Genomic DNA, 15,592 nt, shown 5'->3' with positions numbered 1-15,592 from the left:
GGCCGGGTTCTGTCTCGCAACGGATTTTTTCAGTCGTGCTGGAAGTATCTGAAAATCGCCGGCTACTACTGCGTCAACGAGTACGGTATGACCGAGATGGCCTCCCAGTTTTATGACAATGTGTTAGACACCCGGTTTTGGCGCAGCAACGAGCCGCGCTATAAAATCGGCCCGGCTTGGACCCGCACGCTGGTCGTTGACCCGGAGACCCTGCGGGAAGTCCCACCCGGTCAGTCCGGCATTCTGCGCCACTTCGACCTGGCCAACTGTGGATCGGTCATGGCGATTCAGACCGATGATGTCGGCTATCTGACCGGGGACGGACTTGAGATACGCGGCCGCGCGCCGGGCGCCGAGGCGCGCGGCTGTGCCCTGGCTCTGGACGAGTTTCTGGCCGCCATAGAGAACTCGTGACAAGACGCCGACGCGACTCTCGCCTCTGCCATGTCCGCCCTTACGCCCGACTCCCTGCGCACGATTATCGACGGCCTGCTCGCCGCCCGGGAACGCTCTCTCGTCCGGCGCCCGGTCCGAGACATCGTGGTCAACATCGGCGCTGTTGTGGACCGGTTTTTGGACCCGAACTCAGACGAGTGCCGACAGGCCGAGGCGGTTCTGCCGGATGAGAGCGGGCTCTCACCGGAGATGGTCCGGCACAGCCTGTCGCTTATTTTCCGGGAGTATCAGGCCAAACGCCTGGACGGTCTGTTGCGCGCCGAACTCGGCACCAGCGCCGTGCTTGACCGGTTCGCCAACGGTCTCCGAGCCCAGGGGCCGCACCTGACGGCTCACGTCCTGGCCGGCAATCTGCCCGGCGCGGGCCTGGACGACATCATTTTCTCACTTCTGGTGAAATCGGCCAACTTGGTCAAAACCGCCTCGGCGGGCGCCTGCCTGCAACGCCTGTTCGCCCACAGCCTGCGCCGGCACGACCCCGAGCTGGGCGCCTGCCTGGCCCTGCTCAACTGGCCGGGCGGCACGCGGGAGCTTGAGGATATCGCGTTTGGCGAGGCCGGGTTGGTCATCGCCTCGGGTTCGGACCAGAGCCTGGACGCGATTCGCCCCCGCGTCCGGGGACGCTTCATCGGCTACGGCCACAAGCTGAGCTTCAGCCTGATCACCCACGAGGCGCTTGAGCGGGCTCGGGAGTCGGCCGAGCGGGCCGCCTACGACGTGGTGCTGTTCGACCAGGGCGGCTGCCTGTCCCCCCAGCTGGTGTATGTCGAAGACCACGGGGCGGTCCCTCCGTCAGAGTTTGCTGCGCTGTTGGCAGACGCGCTGGCCGTCTGGCAGACCCGCCTGCCCCGGGGCAGAATCAGTCCGGCGGCCAGCAGCCAGCTCCGGCGGGTACGGGACGAGGCCGAATGGCGGGCCCTGGCCGGCAAAGATGTCGTTCTCCATACCAGTCCGCAGGGCACCGAGTGGACGGTGATCTCTGAGGCCGACCCGAGCTTTGCGCCCTCACCCCTGTACCGCACGGTCCGGGTCAAACCGCTCGCCGATCTCGGTCGGCTCGCCGTGCTGCTCGAACCGTGGCGGCCGTATCTCGAAGCGGTCGGAACGGTCGTGCCGGCTGACGGCCGGCGTCGTCAGACCCTGCTCGAAGCCCTGGCCGGCAGCGGGCTGAACCGCATCTGTCCGGTCGGCACAATGCAGACACCGCCGCTCGGCTGGCGGCACGGCGGCCGGCCACGGCTGGCCGATTTTGTGACCTGGACGGCGGTCGATACGGACTGAGGCAGACGCCCCTTTGCCGGCGGCATAGCTCTGACGTATGCTTTGCTCCCATGAGTAGCCTGCGCGACGATTTTCTGCGTTTTGTGTGTCAAACCTCGCCCGAACCCATGGGCATCGAGGTGGCCTCGGCCAGCGGCTGCGTGGTGCTTGACACGGACGGCTGCGAGTATCTGGACCTGTTGTCCGGCATCGGCGTGGCCAGCATCGGTCATGCCCATCCGGCCGTGATCCGCGCCGTTCAAGACCAGGCCGCCCGCTACCTGCACACCATGGTCTATGGAGAATACATCCAGGCACCCCAGGTCCGGCTGGCACGGCGCTTGGCCGAGCTAACGCCCGACCTGCTGTCGGTCACCTATTTCACCAACAGCGGGACCGAAGCGGTGGAAGGCGCGCTCAAAACCGCCCGCAAATTCACCGGCCGGTCGCATCTGGTCAGTTTTGTGGGCAGTTTCCACGGCGATACCCTGGGCTCGGTCTCGGTCGGCGGCAATCCGACCTACCGCACCCCGTTTGAGCCGCTGCTGCCACGGGTGACGTTTCTGCCGTTCAACGACAGCGCGGCGCTCGACGCCATTGACGACAGCGTCGCCGCCGTCATCATCGAGCCGATTCAGGGCGAGGGCGGGGTGCGGATACCGGACGCCGCGTTTCTGCCGGCCCTGCGGCGGCGCTGTTCCGAGGTCGGCGCGGTGTTGATCTTTGACGAAGTCATCACCGGTTTCGGGCGGACGGGAAAAGTCTTTGCCGCCGAACATTGGGGGGTCGTGCCCGATATCCTGGTGCTGGCCAAGGCGCTGGGCGGCGGCATGCCGCTCGGCGCATTCATGAGCAGGCCGGACATCATGCAAACCCTGTCGGTTGACCCACCCCTGGCCCATGTGACCACCTTCGGCGGACATCCGGTGTGCTGCGCGGCCGGGCTGGCGGCCCTGGACGTCATGTTCGCAGACCGGCTTCCCCAGCGCGCCGAGGAAAAAGGTGGCGAGTTCATGACCAAACTGCGCGCCCTGGTCGGTCGTGGCGGACTGACCGGAGTCCGGGGCCGGGGCCTGCTGATCGGGCTGGACTTCAGCGAGCCTGCGGCAACCCAGGCTTTTGTCAGCCAGTGTTTGCGCAACGGTGTGGTGCTGGGCTGGACGCTACACGAAGACACGGTCGTGCGCCTGGCCCCGCCCCTGGTCATCTCGTCGGCCGAGATTGATCGGGCGGTGGCGATCATGGGCAGAGCGCTGGACCACGAGCCACGACCGTCATGACTCGCTCATGATCCGGTCATGAGTTAATCTTGCCCCAGGCGTTCACCTTGGTGGGGGTAATGCGCACCATGGCGTTGTGGCCAAAGTGCAGCTCCATCGCCCGGTACTGCGGATAGCGTCCACGCAGCAGGGCCAGCACCCGGTCATACTCGGCCCGGTCTTCAACCAGGGCGGTCGTGCCGCGCACCATCACATACGCCAGTTGGGTCCAGTCATCGGCGTAATCGTCAATGACCAGCGCGGCCTGCGGATTCTCCAGCATGTTCTGAATCCGCTTGAGCGGTTTCCCGGTCTGGCGCTTGGGCTTTTGATCGACCACGAAGTAGAAGTGTCGGCCGTCATACGCATAACAGAACGGGATGACGTGGGGCTCGCCGTCCTGACCGGCGGTTGCCAGCCGGGCCACCTGGTGGGCGTCAATAAAGCGCCGCACGGGTTGGGTAATCAGCTCGGGCATACGGCTAGACCGTCGCGAGGCTCGGGGAGAGAGCTGAGGGCTGGCCGGACAGAGCGTGGTCATCAGCGTCCTCCTGACGACCCTCAAACGTCTCCCGGGCTTCCCGGTACAGGATTTCGGCCTGACCCGAGTAGCGGGGCGAAAAGTGAAAGACGGCCAGTTTCTTGGCCTGGGCCGCCCGTCCCAGCAGACCGGCCTGGTGCGCGGTCAGATGATAGCGCCGAGTCGCCTGCTCATGGTCGGCGTGGACAAAGGGCGACTCACAGAACAACACATCCGCCCGGTGGGCCAGGCCGGCGATACGGGCGGCGTTGTCCGCGCTGTAGAGCGTATCGACCACATAGGCGATTTTGTGTCCCGGGGTGTGTTTGACTAAGCGCTCGCGCAGTTCTCCGAGCACGAGGCTCCGTTCATGCCGGCGTCCGTCCTGCCGCCACTCGGCCCGAATACAAAAATCGTCCGGCCGCTCAGCCCGCACCGCACCTTTCAGCTCGGACAGCCACGGCCCGGGACCGAGCCCGAGTTCGGCCAGCACTGCGGTATCCACATTCAGGTGCGCTTCTTCCTCCAGGGCAAAGGCCAGACAGTCGATCCGGTGGTCAAGATGCACGGTCCGTACACAAAATCCAGCCTCCTCGACCAGTGTCCCGGTAAACGGCACGGCGGCCAGCGGTTGAGGCCTGAACCCGGCCGCAGCCTCAAAACGCGCCCGTTGCATGGTCTGGCGTCCGACCTCGGTCACTTCCAGGGCAAAGCCGTAGCCGTCCACCAGGTTCCAGGTATAGCCCTGTAGTTTCCCGGCCACGCAGGCCAGCAGGCCCGGTGGTCCAAACAGCCGGAGGGTCTTGGACTGGGATAAGAACACCCGCAGCAGACGGTCAAAGCCGATGAAGTGATCCATGTGGCAGTGGGAGACAAACACGTGGCTCAGGCGCAGCATGTCGGTGATCGACAGGGCGTCATTGTGACCCAGGTCACACACCACCGCCCGGCCCTGCCAGGGCAGGCGGATATACAGGCCGGGGTCGCCAAACGGCCCATTCACCAGACGTGCGGAAACGGCGGAGTTCATAGCTGGCAAGCATTATCCCGGCTGGCCGAACCCTTTGCAAGCCAGCCGGTGGCGACGGACAACGCAGGCCGGGGACATTGACAGCGCGGCCCGGGAAGGCTAGCCAAGACTAGAGTCCTGAGAGGGAGAACACCGCTATGGCAACCATAATCACTAGCGACTGCATTAACTGCGGAGCCTGCGAGCCGGAATGCCCCAACACCGCCATTTACCAGGGTGGGGTCGAGTGGGATCTGAACGGGGTGAGCAGCGAGGCCATCTCAAACGACATCTTCTACATCGTGCCCCAAAAGTGCACCGAGTGCGTCGGCTTTTTTGACCAGGAAGCCTGTGCCGCAGTGTGTCCGGTCGATTGCTGCGTCCCCAATCCAGACATCCCGGAAACCGAATCCGTCCTGATCGCCCGGGCTAAAGAGCTGCACCCGGAAGAAACCTTTGGAGACGACTTTCCGTCCCGCTTCAAGGGCGGCGACGCCACCGAACCTACGGCCGAACCCGCTCCGGCGGCTGAGCCCGCCCCGGTCGCAGCTCCGCCACCCGCAGCCCCGGCTCCCGCCCCGGCCGCAGCCGTCGAGGTTTCAACCCTGGCCATTCCAGAAGTTGACGACTGGGAGGTGCCGCTGAGCTGCTACAAGTGCGAGCAGGAATATGCGCTGGCCTTTGCCCGCTTTCGGATCGGCACCGTGCTGAACTGCCCCAACCCTTACTGCACGGCCAGCCTGACCGTCACCTCAACCATGTACAAAAACGTGGCCAACGCCCTCGACGCCTTCCACGCTCAGTGGAACGCGGCTTTTGAGGCCTTTCGGGACAAGCGACGCCGAGAGCTGGAAGCCTTTGAGGCCGAGAAGCAGGCCGAGTTAGAGAACTTTAGCGACACCCTCAGAAGAGCCGTGTCCGACGTGAAGCCGGCCGGCAAGCCGTGGCGGCGGCTGTCGATGTTCGGCTTTCAGCGCGTGGGCTAAGGCCGCCGTGCACGACGCTGAACGGTGAAGAGCCCTTGTCCGCCGTTCATCATTCAGCATCTCCTTCGTACTTCTTGCCAATCTCCATGGCCTCGGGCACGCCCAGCAAATTGGTCATTTCCTCAAAACAGCCCCAACCCGCATCGGTGGCGATCCGGCCGGTGGTCTTGAGTTCCTGCATGGCGTCCCGCATCCGAATATAGGCCGCCATCAGCGTGGCCGAGTAAATCGTCAGCCTGAAGCCGAACTTCTGGATTTCCTGGACCGGCAGCAGCTGGCCGTTGTACAGCAGCGGCAGATCGCCCAGCTCCTTGGCGTAGCGCTCCATATCGGCCAGGGTTCTGATACCGTCGACAAAGATCAGGTCGGCGCCGGCCTCGCGGTAGGCGCGGCCACGGGTAATCACGTCCTCCCAGCCGTTGACCGCCAGGGCGTCGGTCCGGGCAATAATCACAAAATCGTCGCTGCGCCGGGCGTCGCACGCCGCCCGCACCTTGGGCACCATGTCGTCCATGGGGATGACCTGTTTGCCGGCCAGAAAGCCGCAGCGTTTGGGCCACACCTGATCCTCGATGTGCAGGGCTGCCGCACCGGCCGCCTCGTACTCGCGCACCGTCCGATACACATTGACCGGATTGCCGTAGCCGGTGTCGGCGTCGCAGATCAGCGGCAGCTCGATCGCGCTGGCGATATAGCGCACGTTCTGGACCATCTCGGCCATGGTCAACAGACCAACATCGGGAAACCCGCGTGAGGCGGCCGTCCCAAATCCGGTCATGTACACAGCCTCAAAGCCGGCGGCCTGGGCAATCCGGGCCTGGAAGGCATCAAACACAAACGGGGCGACGACCATGTCGGGGCCGTCGAGCAATTGGCGCAGACGCGTGGCTGGAGCGGGCATACAGTCCTCCTTACATAGGCAGAAAAAAGCCGCCGCCCGGCCCCGTGCTCACGACCAGAAGTCAGTAATGGGCAGCACGGCGTCGGGTAGTAAGACCGGCGCGACGGCCTCATTGTCGGCAGGATACAGCACCTCGCCATCGCGTGTTGTGCAGATCCAGCAGCCAGACTTCGGGGATACCGTGACGGGCATACAGAGGAATCTTCACCTCTCGGTCATGGCGGATGCTCGTGTCTGCAACTTCAATGACAAGCAACACATCGGATGGCTGAGGGTGAGAGGTGCGGTAGAAATCGGCTCGTAGACGCAAGATGGCAAAATCGGGCTGAGGTTCCGAATGTTCACTGAGACGGATAGGATTTTGCGGCGAGACGAGAGCCAATCTCGCAAATGCCCTGTTCAATACAGCGTTGAGTTGACCCGCATGATCGCTGCCTATGGGAGCCATATCAATCAGCCTGCCCTCAATCAGCTCAACCCGATCAGCGTGGTCGAAGATGCCCGCCTCGCCCATCTTGTGATAGTCATCCGCGCTCAGGCGGTGCTGGGGCAGGGGGGCTTCGGGATGCGGCATCATCGGCCTCCTAGCCTCATGAGCGGATAAACCTGAGCAGTGCCTCAACACAGTCCTGGGCGGCGTCTACGTAGATCTCATGCCCGCTGCCCTCGATCACCGCCATCTGCGCGCCAGGAATGCTGTCGCGGATCGCCAGCTGCTCGCTCAGCGGGGTGAGCGGGCTGTTGGCCGGGGCCAGGACCAGGGTCGGCACGCTGACCTGGGACAGGATCGGTTCCACATCCACGCTCGGCACCAGACGGCACAGTCCCTGGAGTACGTGGGTCGGGGTTCTGGCCCACTCGTCAAGCACCCAGCGCAGATGGGGCGAGTCGCCTCCAGCCAGGCCCGCGCCCTGTTCGATCAGGGCTTTGGCCCAGCCACCCGAACCAAGGGTGCCGAGCGCGGTCGGCCAGTCCTCATAACCCAGGGCAAAGGTCTTTTGGATATGCGGCCGAATAGAGGTTGGAGAGGCGCACAAGGTCAGGCTCTTGAAGCGCTCGGGCCACTTGGTGGCAAACGCAATGCCCAGAATACCGCCCACCGATTCGCCGACATAGTGCACGGCGTCAATCTCCAGGGCGTCCAGAAAGCCTTTCATGTCGCCGAGCAGGTCATCGACCGACCACACGTAGTCCGGTCCCGGGTCGGCCGACCCGCCGTGGCCGCGCATATCCCGCCGCAGCACACGGTAATGGCCGGCCAGGAGCGGTATCCAGTGGTACCAGAAGTTGAGGTTGCGGCCAAAACCGTGTTGAATCCAGACGGTCTCAGACGCACTCCACGGGTCGGTGAAGTCATCGACCCGATAGTGCATGGTATAGTTATTGGCGGTCAGCTGTGGCATACGGCTTCCCTCCTGAGCGGTCTGGCGTCTCACCACTCGGTGCGGGCGGGCGGCAGCGCCCCGTCGGGACGCGGCGCCTGGACAATGTCCTCATTGCTGACAATGTCTTTCTGCAAATACTGTTCAAGCAGCTGAAGCGCGCAGCCCAGCAGCTCGGCCTTGCCGTCAAACACCTCTTCGCGCACCCACTCGCCCTGAATCCAGCAGTCGAACGAGGCTTCGTCAATAAAATTGAACTCCAGCAGTCGCTCGTACATCGGCGTTCCGGTGATAATCGCCCGCAGCGACAGGCCGGAATCGACCAGTACGGCGTAGACATCGGCAGGAATCGGCAGCGCCCGCTTGACCTGTTCGATCTCTCGGGCCGGGCAGCGCTCTTCAACCAGCGGGCAGTAGGCCCACTCGCCCGGCTTGGGGTCGGCCTTTTGGATCAGCTTGATGTTGGGATCGCTGAGCCACTCCCGGGCTTCCTCTTGATCGTAGTTCTCAAAACTGCGGAAAAAGACCGCGCCGGCGGGCTCGCGCTGCTCTTCAGACGGCGCCTCGGCACTGCCCGGTCTCTGCCCGGTACGCCCGGCCGGCCGGTCCTCGGGCTCCCGCCACTCCTCAAGTTGGGGCTCGGCACGGGCGGGACGTGTGCTCGCCTTGGCTGGCGGTCTGGTGCGGGCTGCTGGAGAACGACGGTTGGTCGGGGAAGCGGTCTGCGGCTTGGCCGCCGGTCTGGCCGGTCCGCGCGGCGCTTTGGCTCGCCCCCGGTCGGTCCGCGCGGGAGGACTGTCCGGCTTGGCAGCCCGCCCCTCCTGAGCGCGCGGCGTCCCAGCCTGAGAACGGTTGCGGCTCCGGTTTCTGGACCGGCTGCGGGAGCGTTTTTTCCGGCGCTCGTCTCCGCCGGCAGGCTCGGCCGCTTTCTTTTCGTCGTCCGCCATGTCTGATCTCTAGGGCAGGAAAAACGACACGCCGGCCAACAGGGAATGCGAGTTCAGGCCGTCATTTTCGTCATACAGGCTGGCGTTTGAGGTATGGCGGAACCGATACCCCAGGCTGAGGGAGACGTTATCGTGCAGAAAATACGACAGGCCGGCGCCGGCCATCTCGGTGAAAGTGAAGCCTCCGCCCAGGTCGTAGCCCCGATAGTCGTGATACAAGATGCCCAAGCCGCCCTCGATATACGGGGACAGCCGAGAGCCCAGGTCAAAATGGTAGCTCAGGACCGGCAGCATGAGGCCGGCCTCAATCGAGGCGTCGCGCTTTCTGCCGAGCTTGACCGGCTCGGTCCCTCCATTCCTCAGGATGCTACTCCCCTCTCTCTGGTTTGAGTGGCGCGTCACCGCAGACAAGAAGGGCTCGGTCGCAATCTCAAACGCTCCCGCGGGCAAGATCCACGGCTTGCCCTTAAACAGGATGTAGCCGATATGGAAGTTGATCGGCACGCTGTCGATATTCCGCTCGCTGATAGAGTAGCCTGAGCGCAGGCCGACATTCCACGAGCCTGCGGCAGGCCCCTGAGCCTGGGCGGCACTCACGCCCAACACGAACATTCCGACCAGACAGCCGACTACGCGTATCGCCTTGTTCATTCTCCCTCCCCTGGAAGCGGACGATGATCTCTTCCTGGTCTGCTGGTCATCTTCGTCCACTCTTGTATCGCGTCCACGCCTCGCTCCTATCCTACCGGTCTGGCTTGTGCAAGCCGTTTGACACCCGTTTGACACCAAGGTGAACGATGGTGACTTCCTCACCGGAAAGAGACCGGCGGTCAGCCTGTCTCGGCGCTCAGTTCGGTCTCGACAAAGTCTTTTTGCCCCTCGTTCCACTGAAAAGCCTTGATCCGGCGCACCTGACGGTCATAGATCGAGACCACCAGATAGACCGCCTCCGGGTAGGACGGCTCATCGCCAAACATGGCCTGGCGTTTGTCCTCGGCTGAGAAATACGCCTCGTGGTTCGGATGCGAGTGGTAAAAGGCGGTCAGCTCGGCCGCACCGCTGTCGGCGTCCTGAATGACGGCCAGCAACTGTGTGGGTTGCATGAAATACGCCGTACTGGCGTCGCGCGGATAGGTCTCCGGGTCCTTGGCGTGCATGGTGTTCTGGATATTGTCAATGCGTCGTACTTCGGCCCTGCCATCCCGGCTCAGGATGGCCCCACAGCATTCGTCGGGGAACGTGTCCTGGGCGTGCTGACACACGGCCTGCCATGTCGCGGCGTCGATATGCGTCATACGTGTGCTCCAGCCCTAGCCCGGCTTGCGCGCCAGCACCAGACCGGTGAAAGCCGGTGGCGGTAGGCGTATCTTCTGGCCGTCAACAAAGCCGAGGTCGTGCAGCCAGCCGATGATCTCCTCGCCCGGATAGGCTTCGCCGTGGGGGAATACCAGCATCATGAACAGTGAGAAGACTGCGGGTTGGACCGGCTCTATCAGGTTGGGCTCGGGCATGATGCCGTGAATAAGGATCTGGCCGCCGGCCTGCAAGGCCGCAAAGGCTTTGCCGAGTACCATCTTACCAGTCTCGCGGCCCTCGGTCTGGAGCATATTCGACAGCAGGACCGTGTCATAGCCGTGGCCAAAGTCATCGCTGAAATAATTGCCCTCGCGCACGCTGACCCGGGCGGTCATGCCCTCGCGCTCAATGATATGACGCGTACGTTGCAGGATGGGCGGCAGGTCAAACACCGTGGCCGACAGCTGCGGAAAGGCCTGACACAGGCGAATCGAGTACACGCCCGACCCACCCGCGACATCGAGCAGACGGCGGGACTGCTTCAGGTCCACCAGACTGCCAATCCGCCCGGCCAGGCCCTTGCCCAGCTCAAACAGCCCGTGGACATAGTTGTCCAGCACCTCGGGCGGCGCATGCTCAAGCTCGGCGCCGGTCAGGGGCAGGACCGGCCCGTCGTTCCGAATGGCTTCGGACAGCTTACCCCAGGCCTGGTAGCGGTCGCTGGCCTGTCTCAGCATATTGCCCACATAGCCCGGCCTGTCTTTGACCAGAAAGGCATCGGCCGCCGGCGCATTGCGGTAGTGATCGGCCTCCTTGGTCACAACACCCAGGGCCGCGCTGGCGTTGAGCAGACGCGCGACCCCACGCACGGGCAGACCGGTCTGGGCGGCCAGCTCGGCGGCCGTCAGCGGTCCCTTGGCCAGCGGCGAGAACAGGTCGAGCTGGGCGGCTCCCAGCACGACCGCAGCCTGCTCAAATCCATTCACAATTTTCATCAAGCCCGGCATATCGGCCGGTAGCGGCTCAGGCATACCCTTTCCCTCCTGTCTCTCCGGTTCCGCCAGCCTCCGTTGCGCGGGCTGACAGCGCCGCTATAGTGGCACGAAATCCGCAAAGGAGTCCAGGCTGATGATAAGCATTGATGAATTTGGCAAAGTTGAACTGCGGGTGGCGACCATCACCGCAGCCGAAGCCCACCCCAACGCCGACCGTCTGGTCGTACTCAGCGTTGATCTGGGCGACGAACAGCGCCAGCTCGTGGCCGGCATTCGCGCCCACTATACGATGGAAGAATTGGTCGGCCGGCAGATCGTGGTAGTGGCCAACCTGCAGCCAGCCAAGCTGCGGGGGGTCGAGAGTCAGGGCATGCTGCTGGCCGCGACCGATGCCAGCAGCGGCGGGGTAATCGTCTTAAGCCCGGAAAAGCAGGTCGCCCCGGGCTCGAAAGTGTCCTGAGCCTCTCTCGGCGTGGGGCGCATGCCTACAAAAGAACAGCTGACCGAGCGCATCAGACTTATGACCGAAATGCTCAGATTGGCCTGGCTGACCGTGCTGGCAGCCACATCCGTAGGTTATCTGCTCTGGTGGAGGAGAACTCCCGTTGACCAGCTTTCAGAGGACTAAATCATGGCCGAGTACATTGCCATCGCCCTTGGAGGAGCAGCATTCGCCCTCCTTATCTGTGCTGGCTGGGTTATCTCAATCGGTAGTTTCGGAGAGCCTCCCCGCAAGCCTTAGCGCGGGGGGAAGGCAGCAGTACGGCGGCCAAGATCTCCTGGTCGAACGCTCGGGGTGGAGCCTCCGGCCTCCACCGGTTCGGGGCGAGGTCGCCGCCTATTCCTTGCCGGCAAAGCGGTCGATGCTGACCACCGCCCGTTCGTGAATGCCTTCGCCGATCTTGGTGCCGTCCTCGTTATAGGCTTCGACCGTGAACTTGAGACGCCGGCCCTTAATCTCATCCAGACTGATCTTGCCGGTGACTTTCTGCCCAATCGGGGTCGGCGCCATGTGTCTGACATCGATGTGAAAGCCGACCGTCTGCTCGCCGGCGTCCATGTGCGGCGTCAGGAACTCCACACAGGTGCCCTCCATCAGCTGGACCATGGCCGGGGTTGAATACATCTGCGGGGCGTCCGGCCCGAGGTGGACAATGCCCATGTCCGGGGTGGTGGTGATCGTTCGTTCCGAAGACATGCCGGTTGTGAGCGAGTCTTTCATGCGCACTTCCTCATTGTTGCCGGGTTAGGGGACCAGGGCGGCCCGGGTAATCTCCTTGCGGTCGGATTTGTCCATGGCTTCGGCCGCGTTTTTCAGCGGAAACTCGGCATCGCTCAGCTCGTGATACGGATATTGATCCATGTGCTCGGACAGGAACTGCAAGGCTTTGTGCAGATAGTGGGGGTTATAGGTGGCCACCCCGACAACCGAAATAGACTTGAAGGTAATCAGCGACGGCGAGATCGTCGCCTGCAAGCCCATGGAGATATTGCCCAGCTCGGCGATCCGTCCGCCGCTCCGCACCAGCTGAATGGCCTCCTCAAACGCGGCCGGTACCCCGGCGACCTCCAGAACCACGTCCGGCCCGAGTCCGTTGGTCAGTTCCCGGACCCGTACCGTGCGGTCTTTGACCGAGGCGTATTCGCGCATGTCAATTACTTCGTCGGCGCCAAACGCCTTGGCCCGTTGGAGGCGCAGCTCAACCCCGTCAATAGCGATCACCCGCGCCCCACGCGCCTTGGCCACGGCCATGGCGTGCAGCCCCAGGCCACCCGCGCCCTGGACCACCAGGGTCTCGTCGTAGCGCAGGTTGATCCGGTCGAGGCTGAAAAACACCTGCGACAGGGCGCAGTTGGCCGACGAGGCGGCGTGGTCGGGGACATTATCCGGCACCTTGTACACATGCTGGCCGGGGTGAATGTAGTAGTGGGTCGCCCACGGGGTGTGAAAGTGCGGCGCTTCGTCTGGAATCAGACGCTTGGCCCGGATGCTGAGCCCGGTACAGGCGGCGGCATTGCCCTCCCGGCAGTTGGCACACAGGCCACACACCCGGTAGTAGACCGGCGCGATACGATCGCCCTCTTTGAGCGGCTGGCCGGCCGTGTCGGTCGTCAGGCCGACCATCTCATGTCCGGGCATGGCGCCACGTCGGCCGAACTCGCCCCGCCACATGTGGACCTCGGAGCCGCACACGTTGGTCCGCGTCACCTCGGTCAGCATCGCTCCGGGTTCGGGCTGGGGCAACTCATACTCGTAAAAGTCGATCTTCCGGGCTTCGGGAATGAAGCTCACAGTGCCTTTCATCGTTCCTCTCCTTCAATGGCAATCGTGATGGCAATCAAAGGGCATCACGATTACCTGTGTCACCCCGCCTACATGAACGACGGGGCCTGATACTCGCCAAAGACGTTGCGCAGCCGGTCGGAGATCTCTCCCAGGCTGGCGTAGGCGCGCACCGCGTCAATCAGCACCGGCATCAGGTTGCCCCCGTCGCGGGCGGTCGCTTCGACCCGATCCAAAGCCGTTTGGGCGGCGGTCTGGTTCCGCTCGGCCCGTATTGCGGCGAGTTTTTCTTTTTGGCGCTGTTCGAGCCGCAGGTCGATTTTGAGCAGCTCGTTTCCGGGCGCCTCTTCATGCGTGAAGTCGTTCACCCCGACGACCGCCCGCTGGGCGCGAAAGGCTGCGTCGTGAATCTCGCGCTGCTGGTAGCCGGCCTCGATGGCTTTGACCGCACCGCCAAGTTCGTCGATATGCGCAATATACTCGACCGCCCGGGCTTCCAGCTCGTCAGTCAATGATTCCACATAGTAGGAACCGGCCAGCGGGTCGATCGTATCGGCTACGCCCGACTCATAGGCGATCACCTGCTGGGTACGCAGGGCGATACGCACCGCGTCCTCGGTCGGCAGGGCCAGGGCTTCGTCCTTGGAGTTGGTATGCAGGGAATTCGTGCCCCCTAACACGCCGGCCAGAGCCTGGAGGGTTACCCGGATGATATTGTTGTCCGGCTGCTGGGCGGTCAGGGTCGAGCCGGCGGTCTGGGCGTGGGTGCGTAGCATCCACGAGCGGGGATCCTTGGCCCCGAAGCGTTCCTTCATGATTTTGGCCCACAGACGGCGGGCAGCCCGGAATTTGGCCACCTCCTCGAAGATGTTGTTATGCACATTAAAGAAAAACGACAGACGCGAGGCAAACCGGTCCACGTCCAGGCCAACCGACAGCGCGGCATCGACATAGGCAATGCCGTCGGCCAGGGTAAAGGCGATCTCCTGGCGGATGTGGTAGCCCGAGATGGAGATCGTATTCCAGTTCGGCACCTGGTCGGCGCAAAAGGCAAAAATGTCGGTGATGATCCGCAGCGACGGACTCGGCGGATAGATATACGTCCCCCGGGCGATATACTCTTTGAGCAGGTCGTTCTGGATTGTGCCGTTGACCTTGTCCCAGGCCACGCCCTGTTTTTCGGCCACCGCCAGGTACAGGGCCAGCAGGATGGCGGCGGTCGAGTTGATCGTCATTGAGGTGCTGACTCTATCGAGTGGAATCCCGTTCAGCAGGGTCTCCATATCGGCCAGCGAGTCAATCGCCACCCCGGCCCGACCGACCTCGCCGGCGGCCAGCTGGTGGTCCGAATCGCGGCCCATCTGGGTTGGCAGATCGAAGGCGACCGACAGCCCGGTCTGGCCCTGGTCGAGCAGATAGCGATAGCGCGCGTTGGACTCTTCGGCCGTGCCAAAGCCGGCATACTGGCGCATGGTCCAGAACCGCCCGCGATACATGGTCGGCTGCACCCCGCGGGTGAACGGATACTGGCCCGGAAAACTCAGCGCCGCCTGGTCATCACGGTCGGCCGTATCGGCTGCGGTATACAGCCGTCTGATGGGGATGCCGGACGAGGTCTGGAAGCCGTCTTTGCGCTCCGGCGCTCGGGACAGGGCTTTTTTCAGGGTCGTGTCTTCCCACTCCTGGTATGCCTTGGCAAGGGTCGTGCTCATAGTGCCTCTCGCATGCGACAACCTTGCCTACCCCAAATCTCACACCGAGACAAGTGTCAGGATGGGTCGGACGCGGCCTGAAAGCGCACGCGCAGCAGCGTCGTCGGCGCCTGAGGGGCGGGGGTTTCCGTTGGGGTGTGGAGTACCCCGAGCGCGCTCAGCTTCTCCCGCAGCGCGGCCAGCAGCGGGGTCGGCAGAGACAGCACCAGCAGGCCAGCCTCGTCTTTGACCACCACCACACCGTCCATCCGGGCCACCGCGGCTCGGGTTTGGGATTGCAGAGCCAGCGGGTCGGTTGCGGACAGCTGCCAGCTGCGCGTCTCGATAATGCTTGAGCTGCCCTCGGGATAGACCGCCTCCTCGGCCCAACTGGAAGCCGAGGCCGTCAGGCTGCCCAGGGCCAGACACAGGCAGATAAATATCACATACAGTGCACGCATCTTACGCTCCTTATGAAGTCCTCGTATAGTGCTTTCCCAGACCGCGGATTTCAGAAGGAAACAGGCCGATGATTTTTCGCTACGACCAGACGAGTGACATGTTATACATCGAACTGGCGTCCGCAGTCAGTACCGAGTCGGAAGA

Annotated in this window: 18 protein-coding genes; 5 read left to right on the top strand and 13 right to left on the bottom strand. The window is 63.4% G+C overall.

Annotated features, from left to right (window positions below; all coding sequences use genetic code 11):
- From J4F42_20440 to J4F42_20430, 3 genes are all read left to right on the top strand, one after another.
- On the top strand, positions 1 to 414 hold a 414-nt coding region (locus J4F42_20440; protein MCE2487890.1), incomplete at its 5' end, for a hypothetical protein.
- 30 nt (positions 415 to 444) lie between these two features.
- Entirely contained in the window at positions 445 to 1,737 is a 1,293-nt protein-coding gene (locus J4F42_20435; protein MCE2487889.1) for a hypothetical protein, read from the top strand.
- Between the two features lie 50 nt (positions 1,738 to 1,787).
- Entirely contained in the window at positions 1,788 to 2,996 is a 1,209-nt protein-coding gene (locus J4F42_20430) for an aspartate aminotransferase family protein (GenBank protein ID MCE2487888.1), read from the top strand.
- Between the two features lie 16 nt (positions 2,997 to 3,012).
- On the opposite strand, the gene J4F42_20425 is transcribed toward J4F42_20430, so the two are convergent.
- Both J4F42_20425 and J4F42_20420 read right to left on the bottom strand, forming a co-directional pair.
- Positions 3,013 to 3,453: a TIGR03668 family PPOX class F420-dependent oxidoreductase gene (locus tag J4F42_20425; protein ID MCE2487887.1), complete on the bottom strand. Its 441-nt coding sequence runs from the start codon at positions 3,451 to 3,453 to the stop codon at positions 3,013 to 3,015.
- 4 nt (positions 3,454 to 3,457) lie between these two features.
- The gene (locus J4F42_20420) at positions 3,458 to 4,525 is read right to left on the bottom strand and encodes a hypothetical protein (GenBank protein MCE2487886.1); all 1,068 of its coding nucleotides are present in this window, start codon (positions 4,523 to 4,525) and stop codon (positions 3,458 to 3,460) included.
- 137 nt (positions 4,526 to 4,662) lie between these two features.
- Here J4F42_20420 and J4F42_20415 point away from each other — a divergent pair, with 137 nt between their 5' ends.
- Positions 4,663 to 5,490 carry a 4Fe-4S dicluster domain-containing protein gene (locus J4F42_20415; protein ID MCE2487885.1) on the top strand — a complete coding sequence of 276 codons (828 nt, stop codon included), beginning with the start codon at positions 4,663 to 4,665 and terminating at the stop codon, positions 5,488 to 5,490.
- A 49-nt stretch (positions 5,491 to 5,539) separates the two neighbouring features.
- Here J4F42_20415 and J4F42_20410 read toward each other — a convergent pair whose 3' ends face one another.
- The 7 genes from J4F42_20410 to J4F42_20380 form a co-directional block, all read right to left on the bottom strand.
- Entirely contained in the window at positions 5,540 to 6,391 is an 852-nt protein-coding gene (locus J4F42_20410; protein ID MCE2487884.1) for an isocitrate lyase/PEP mutase family protein, read from the bottom strand.
- 109 nt (positions 6,392 to 6,500) lie between these two features.
- Entirely contained in the window at positions 6,501 to 6,965 is a 465-nt protein-coding gene (locus J4F42_20405; protein ID MCE2487883.1) for a Uma2 family endonuclease, read from the bottom strand.
- A gap of 16 nt (positions 6,966 to 6,981) precedes the next feature.
- Positions 6,982 to 7,794 (bottom strand): alpha/beta fold hydrolase, encoded by an 813-nt coding sequence (locus J4F42_20400; GenBank protein ID MCE2487882.1) that lies wholly within the window; start codon positions 7,792 to 7,794, stop codon positions 6,982 to 6,984.
- A gap of 29 nt (positions 7,795 to 7,823) precedes the next feature.
- Positions 7,824 to 8,720: a hypothetical protein gene (locus J4F42_20395; GenBank protein MCE2487881.1), complete on the bottom strand. Its 897-nt coding sequence runs from the start codon at positions 8,718 to 8,720 to the stop codon at positions 7,824 to 7,826.
- Between the two features lie 9 nt (positions 8,721 to 8,729).
- A complete protein-coding gene (locus J4F42_20390; protein ID MCE2487880.1) occupies positions 8,730 to 9,371 on the bottom strand; it encodes an acyloxyacyl hydrolase in 642 nt (213 codons plus the stop codon).
- Positions 9,372 to 9,550: 179 nt separating this feature from the next.
- Complete coding sequence (locus J4F42_20385) at positions 9,551 to 10,015, bottom strand: M67 family metallopeptidase (GenBank protein MCE2487879.1); 465 nt, start codon at positions 10,013 to 10,015, stop codon at positions 9,551 to 9,553.
- 15 nt (positions 10,016 to 10,030) lie between these two features.
- Positions 10,031 to 11,047, bottom strand: coding sequence for a class I SAM-dependent methyltransferase (locus tag J4F42_20380; GenBank protein ID MCE2487878.1), 1,017 nt, complete (start codon positions 11,045 to 11,047; stop codon positions 10,031 to 10,033).
- A 97-nt stretch (positions 11,048 to 11,144) separates the two neighbouring features.
- On the opposite strand from J4F42_20380, the gene metG reads away from it, so the two are divergent.
- Positions 11,145 to 11,471 carry a methionine--tRNA ligase subunit beta gene (gene metG, locus J4F42_20375; GenBank protein MCE2487877.1) on the top strand — a complete coding sequence of 109 codons (327 nt, stop codon included), beginning with the start codon at positions 11,145 to 11,147 and terminating at the stop codon, positions 11,469 to 11,471.
- A gap of 378 nt (positions 11,472 to 11,849) precedes the next feature.
- Here the strand turns inward: metG and J4F42_20370 are convergent, their stop codons facing one another.
- The 4 genes from J4F42_20370 to J4F42_20355 form a co-directional block, all read right to left on the bottom strand.
- Positions 11,850 to 12,233: a thioesterase family protein gene (locus J4F42_20370; GenBank protein MCE2487876.1), complete on the bottom strand. Its 384-nt coding sequence runs from the start codon at positions 12,231 to 12,233 to the stop codon at positions 11,850 to 11,852.
- Positions 12,234 to 12,257: 24 nt separating this feature from the next.
- Positions 12,258 to 13,316, bottom strand: coding sequence for a zinc-binding dehydrogenase (locus J4F42_20365; protein MCE2487875.1), 1,059 nt, complete (start codon positions 13,314 to 13,316; stop codon positions 12,258 to 12,260).
- Between the two features lie 68 nt (positions 13,317 to 13,384).
- The gene (locus J4F42_20360) at positions 13,385 to 15,007 is read right to left on the bottom strand and encodes a methylmalonyl-CoA mutase (protein MCE2487874.1); all 1,623 of its coding nucleotides are present in this window, start codon (positions 15,005 to 15,007) and stop codon (positions 13,385 to 13,387) included.
- A gap of 56 nt (positions 15,008 to 15,063) precedes the next feature.
- Complete coding sequence (locus J4F42_20355; GenBank protein ID MCE2487873.1) at positions 15,064 to 15,447, bottom strand: hypothetical protein; 384 nt, start codon at positions 15,445 to 15,447, stop codon at positions 15,064 to 15,066.
- Positions 15,448 to 15,592: the final 145 nt, after the last annotated feature.

Source organism: Desulfurellaceae bacterium (assembly GCA_021296095.1).
Lineage (GTDB): Bacteria > Desulfobacterota > Binatia > Bin18 > Bin18 > JAAXHF01.
The sequence above is the reverse complement of the archived record's forward strand: the minus strand, read 5'-3'. Positions and strand labels throughout refer to the sequence as shown.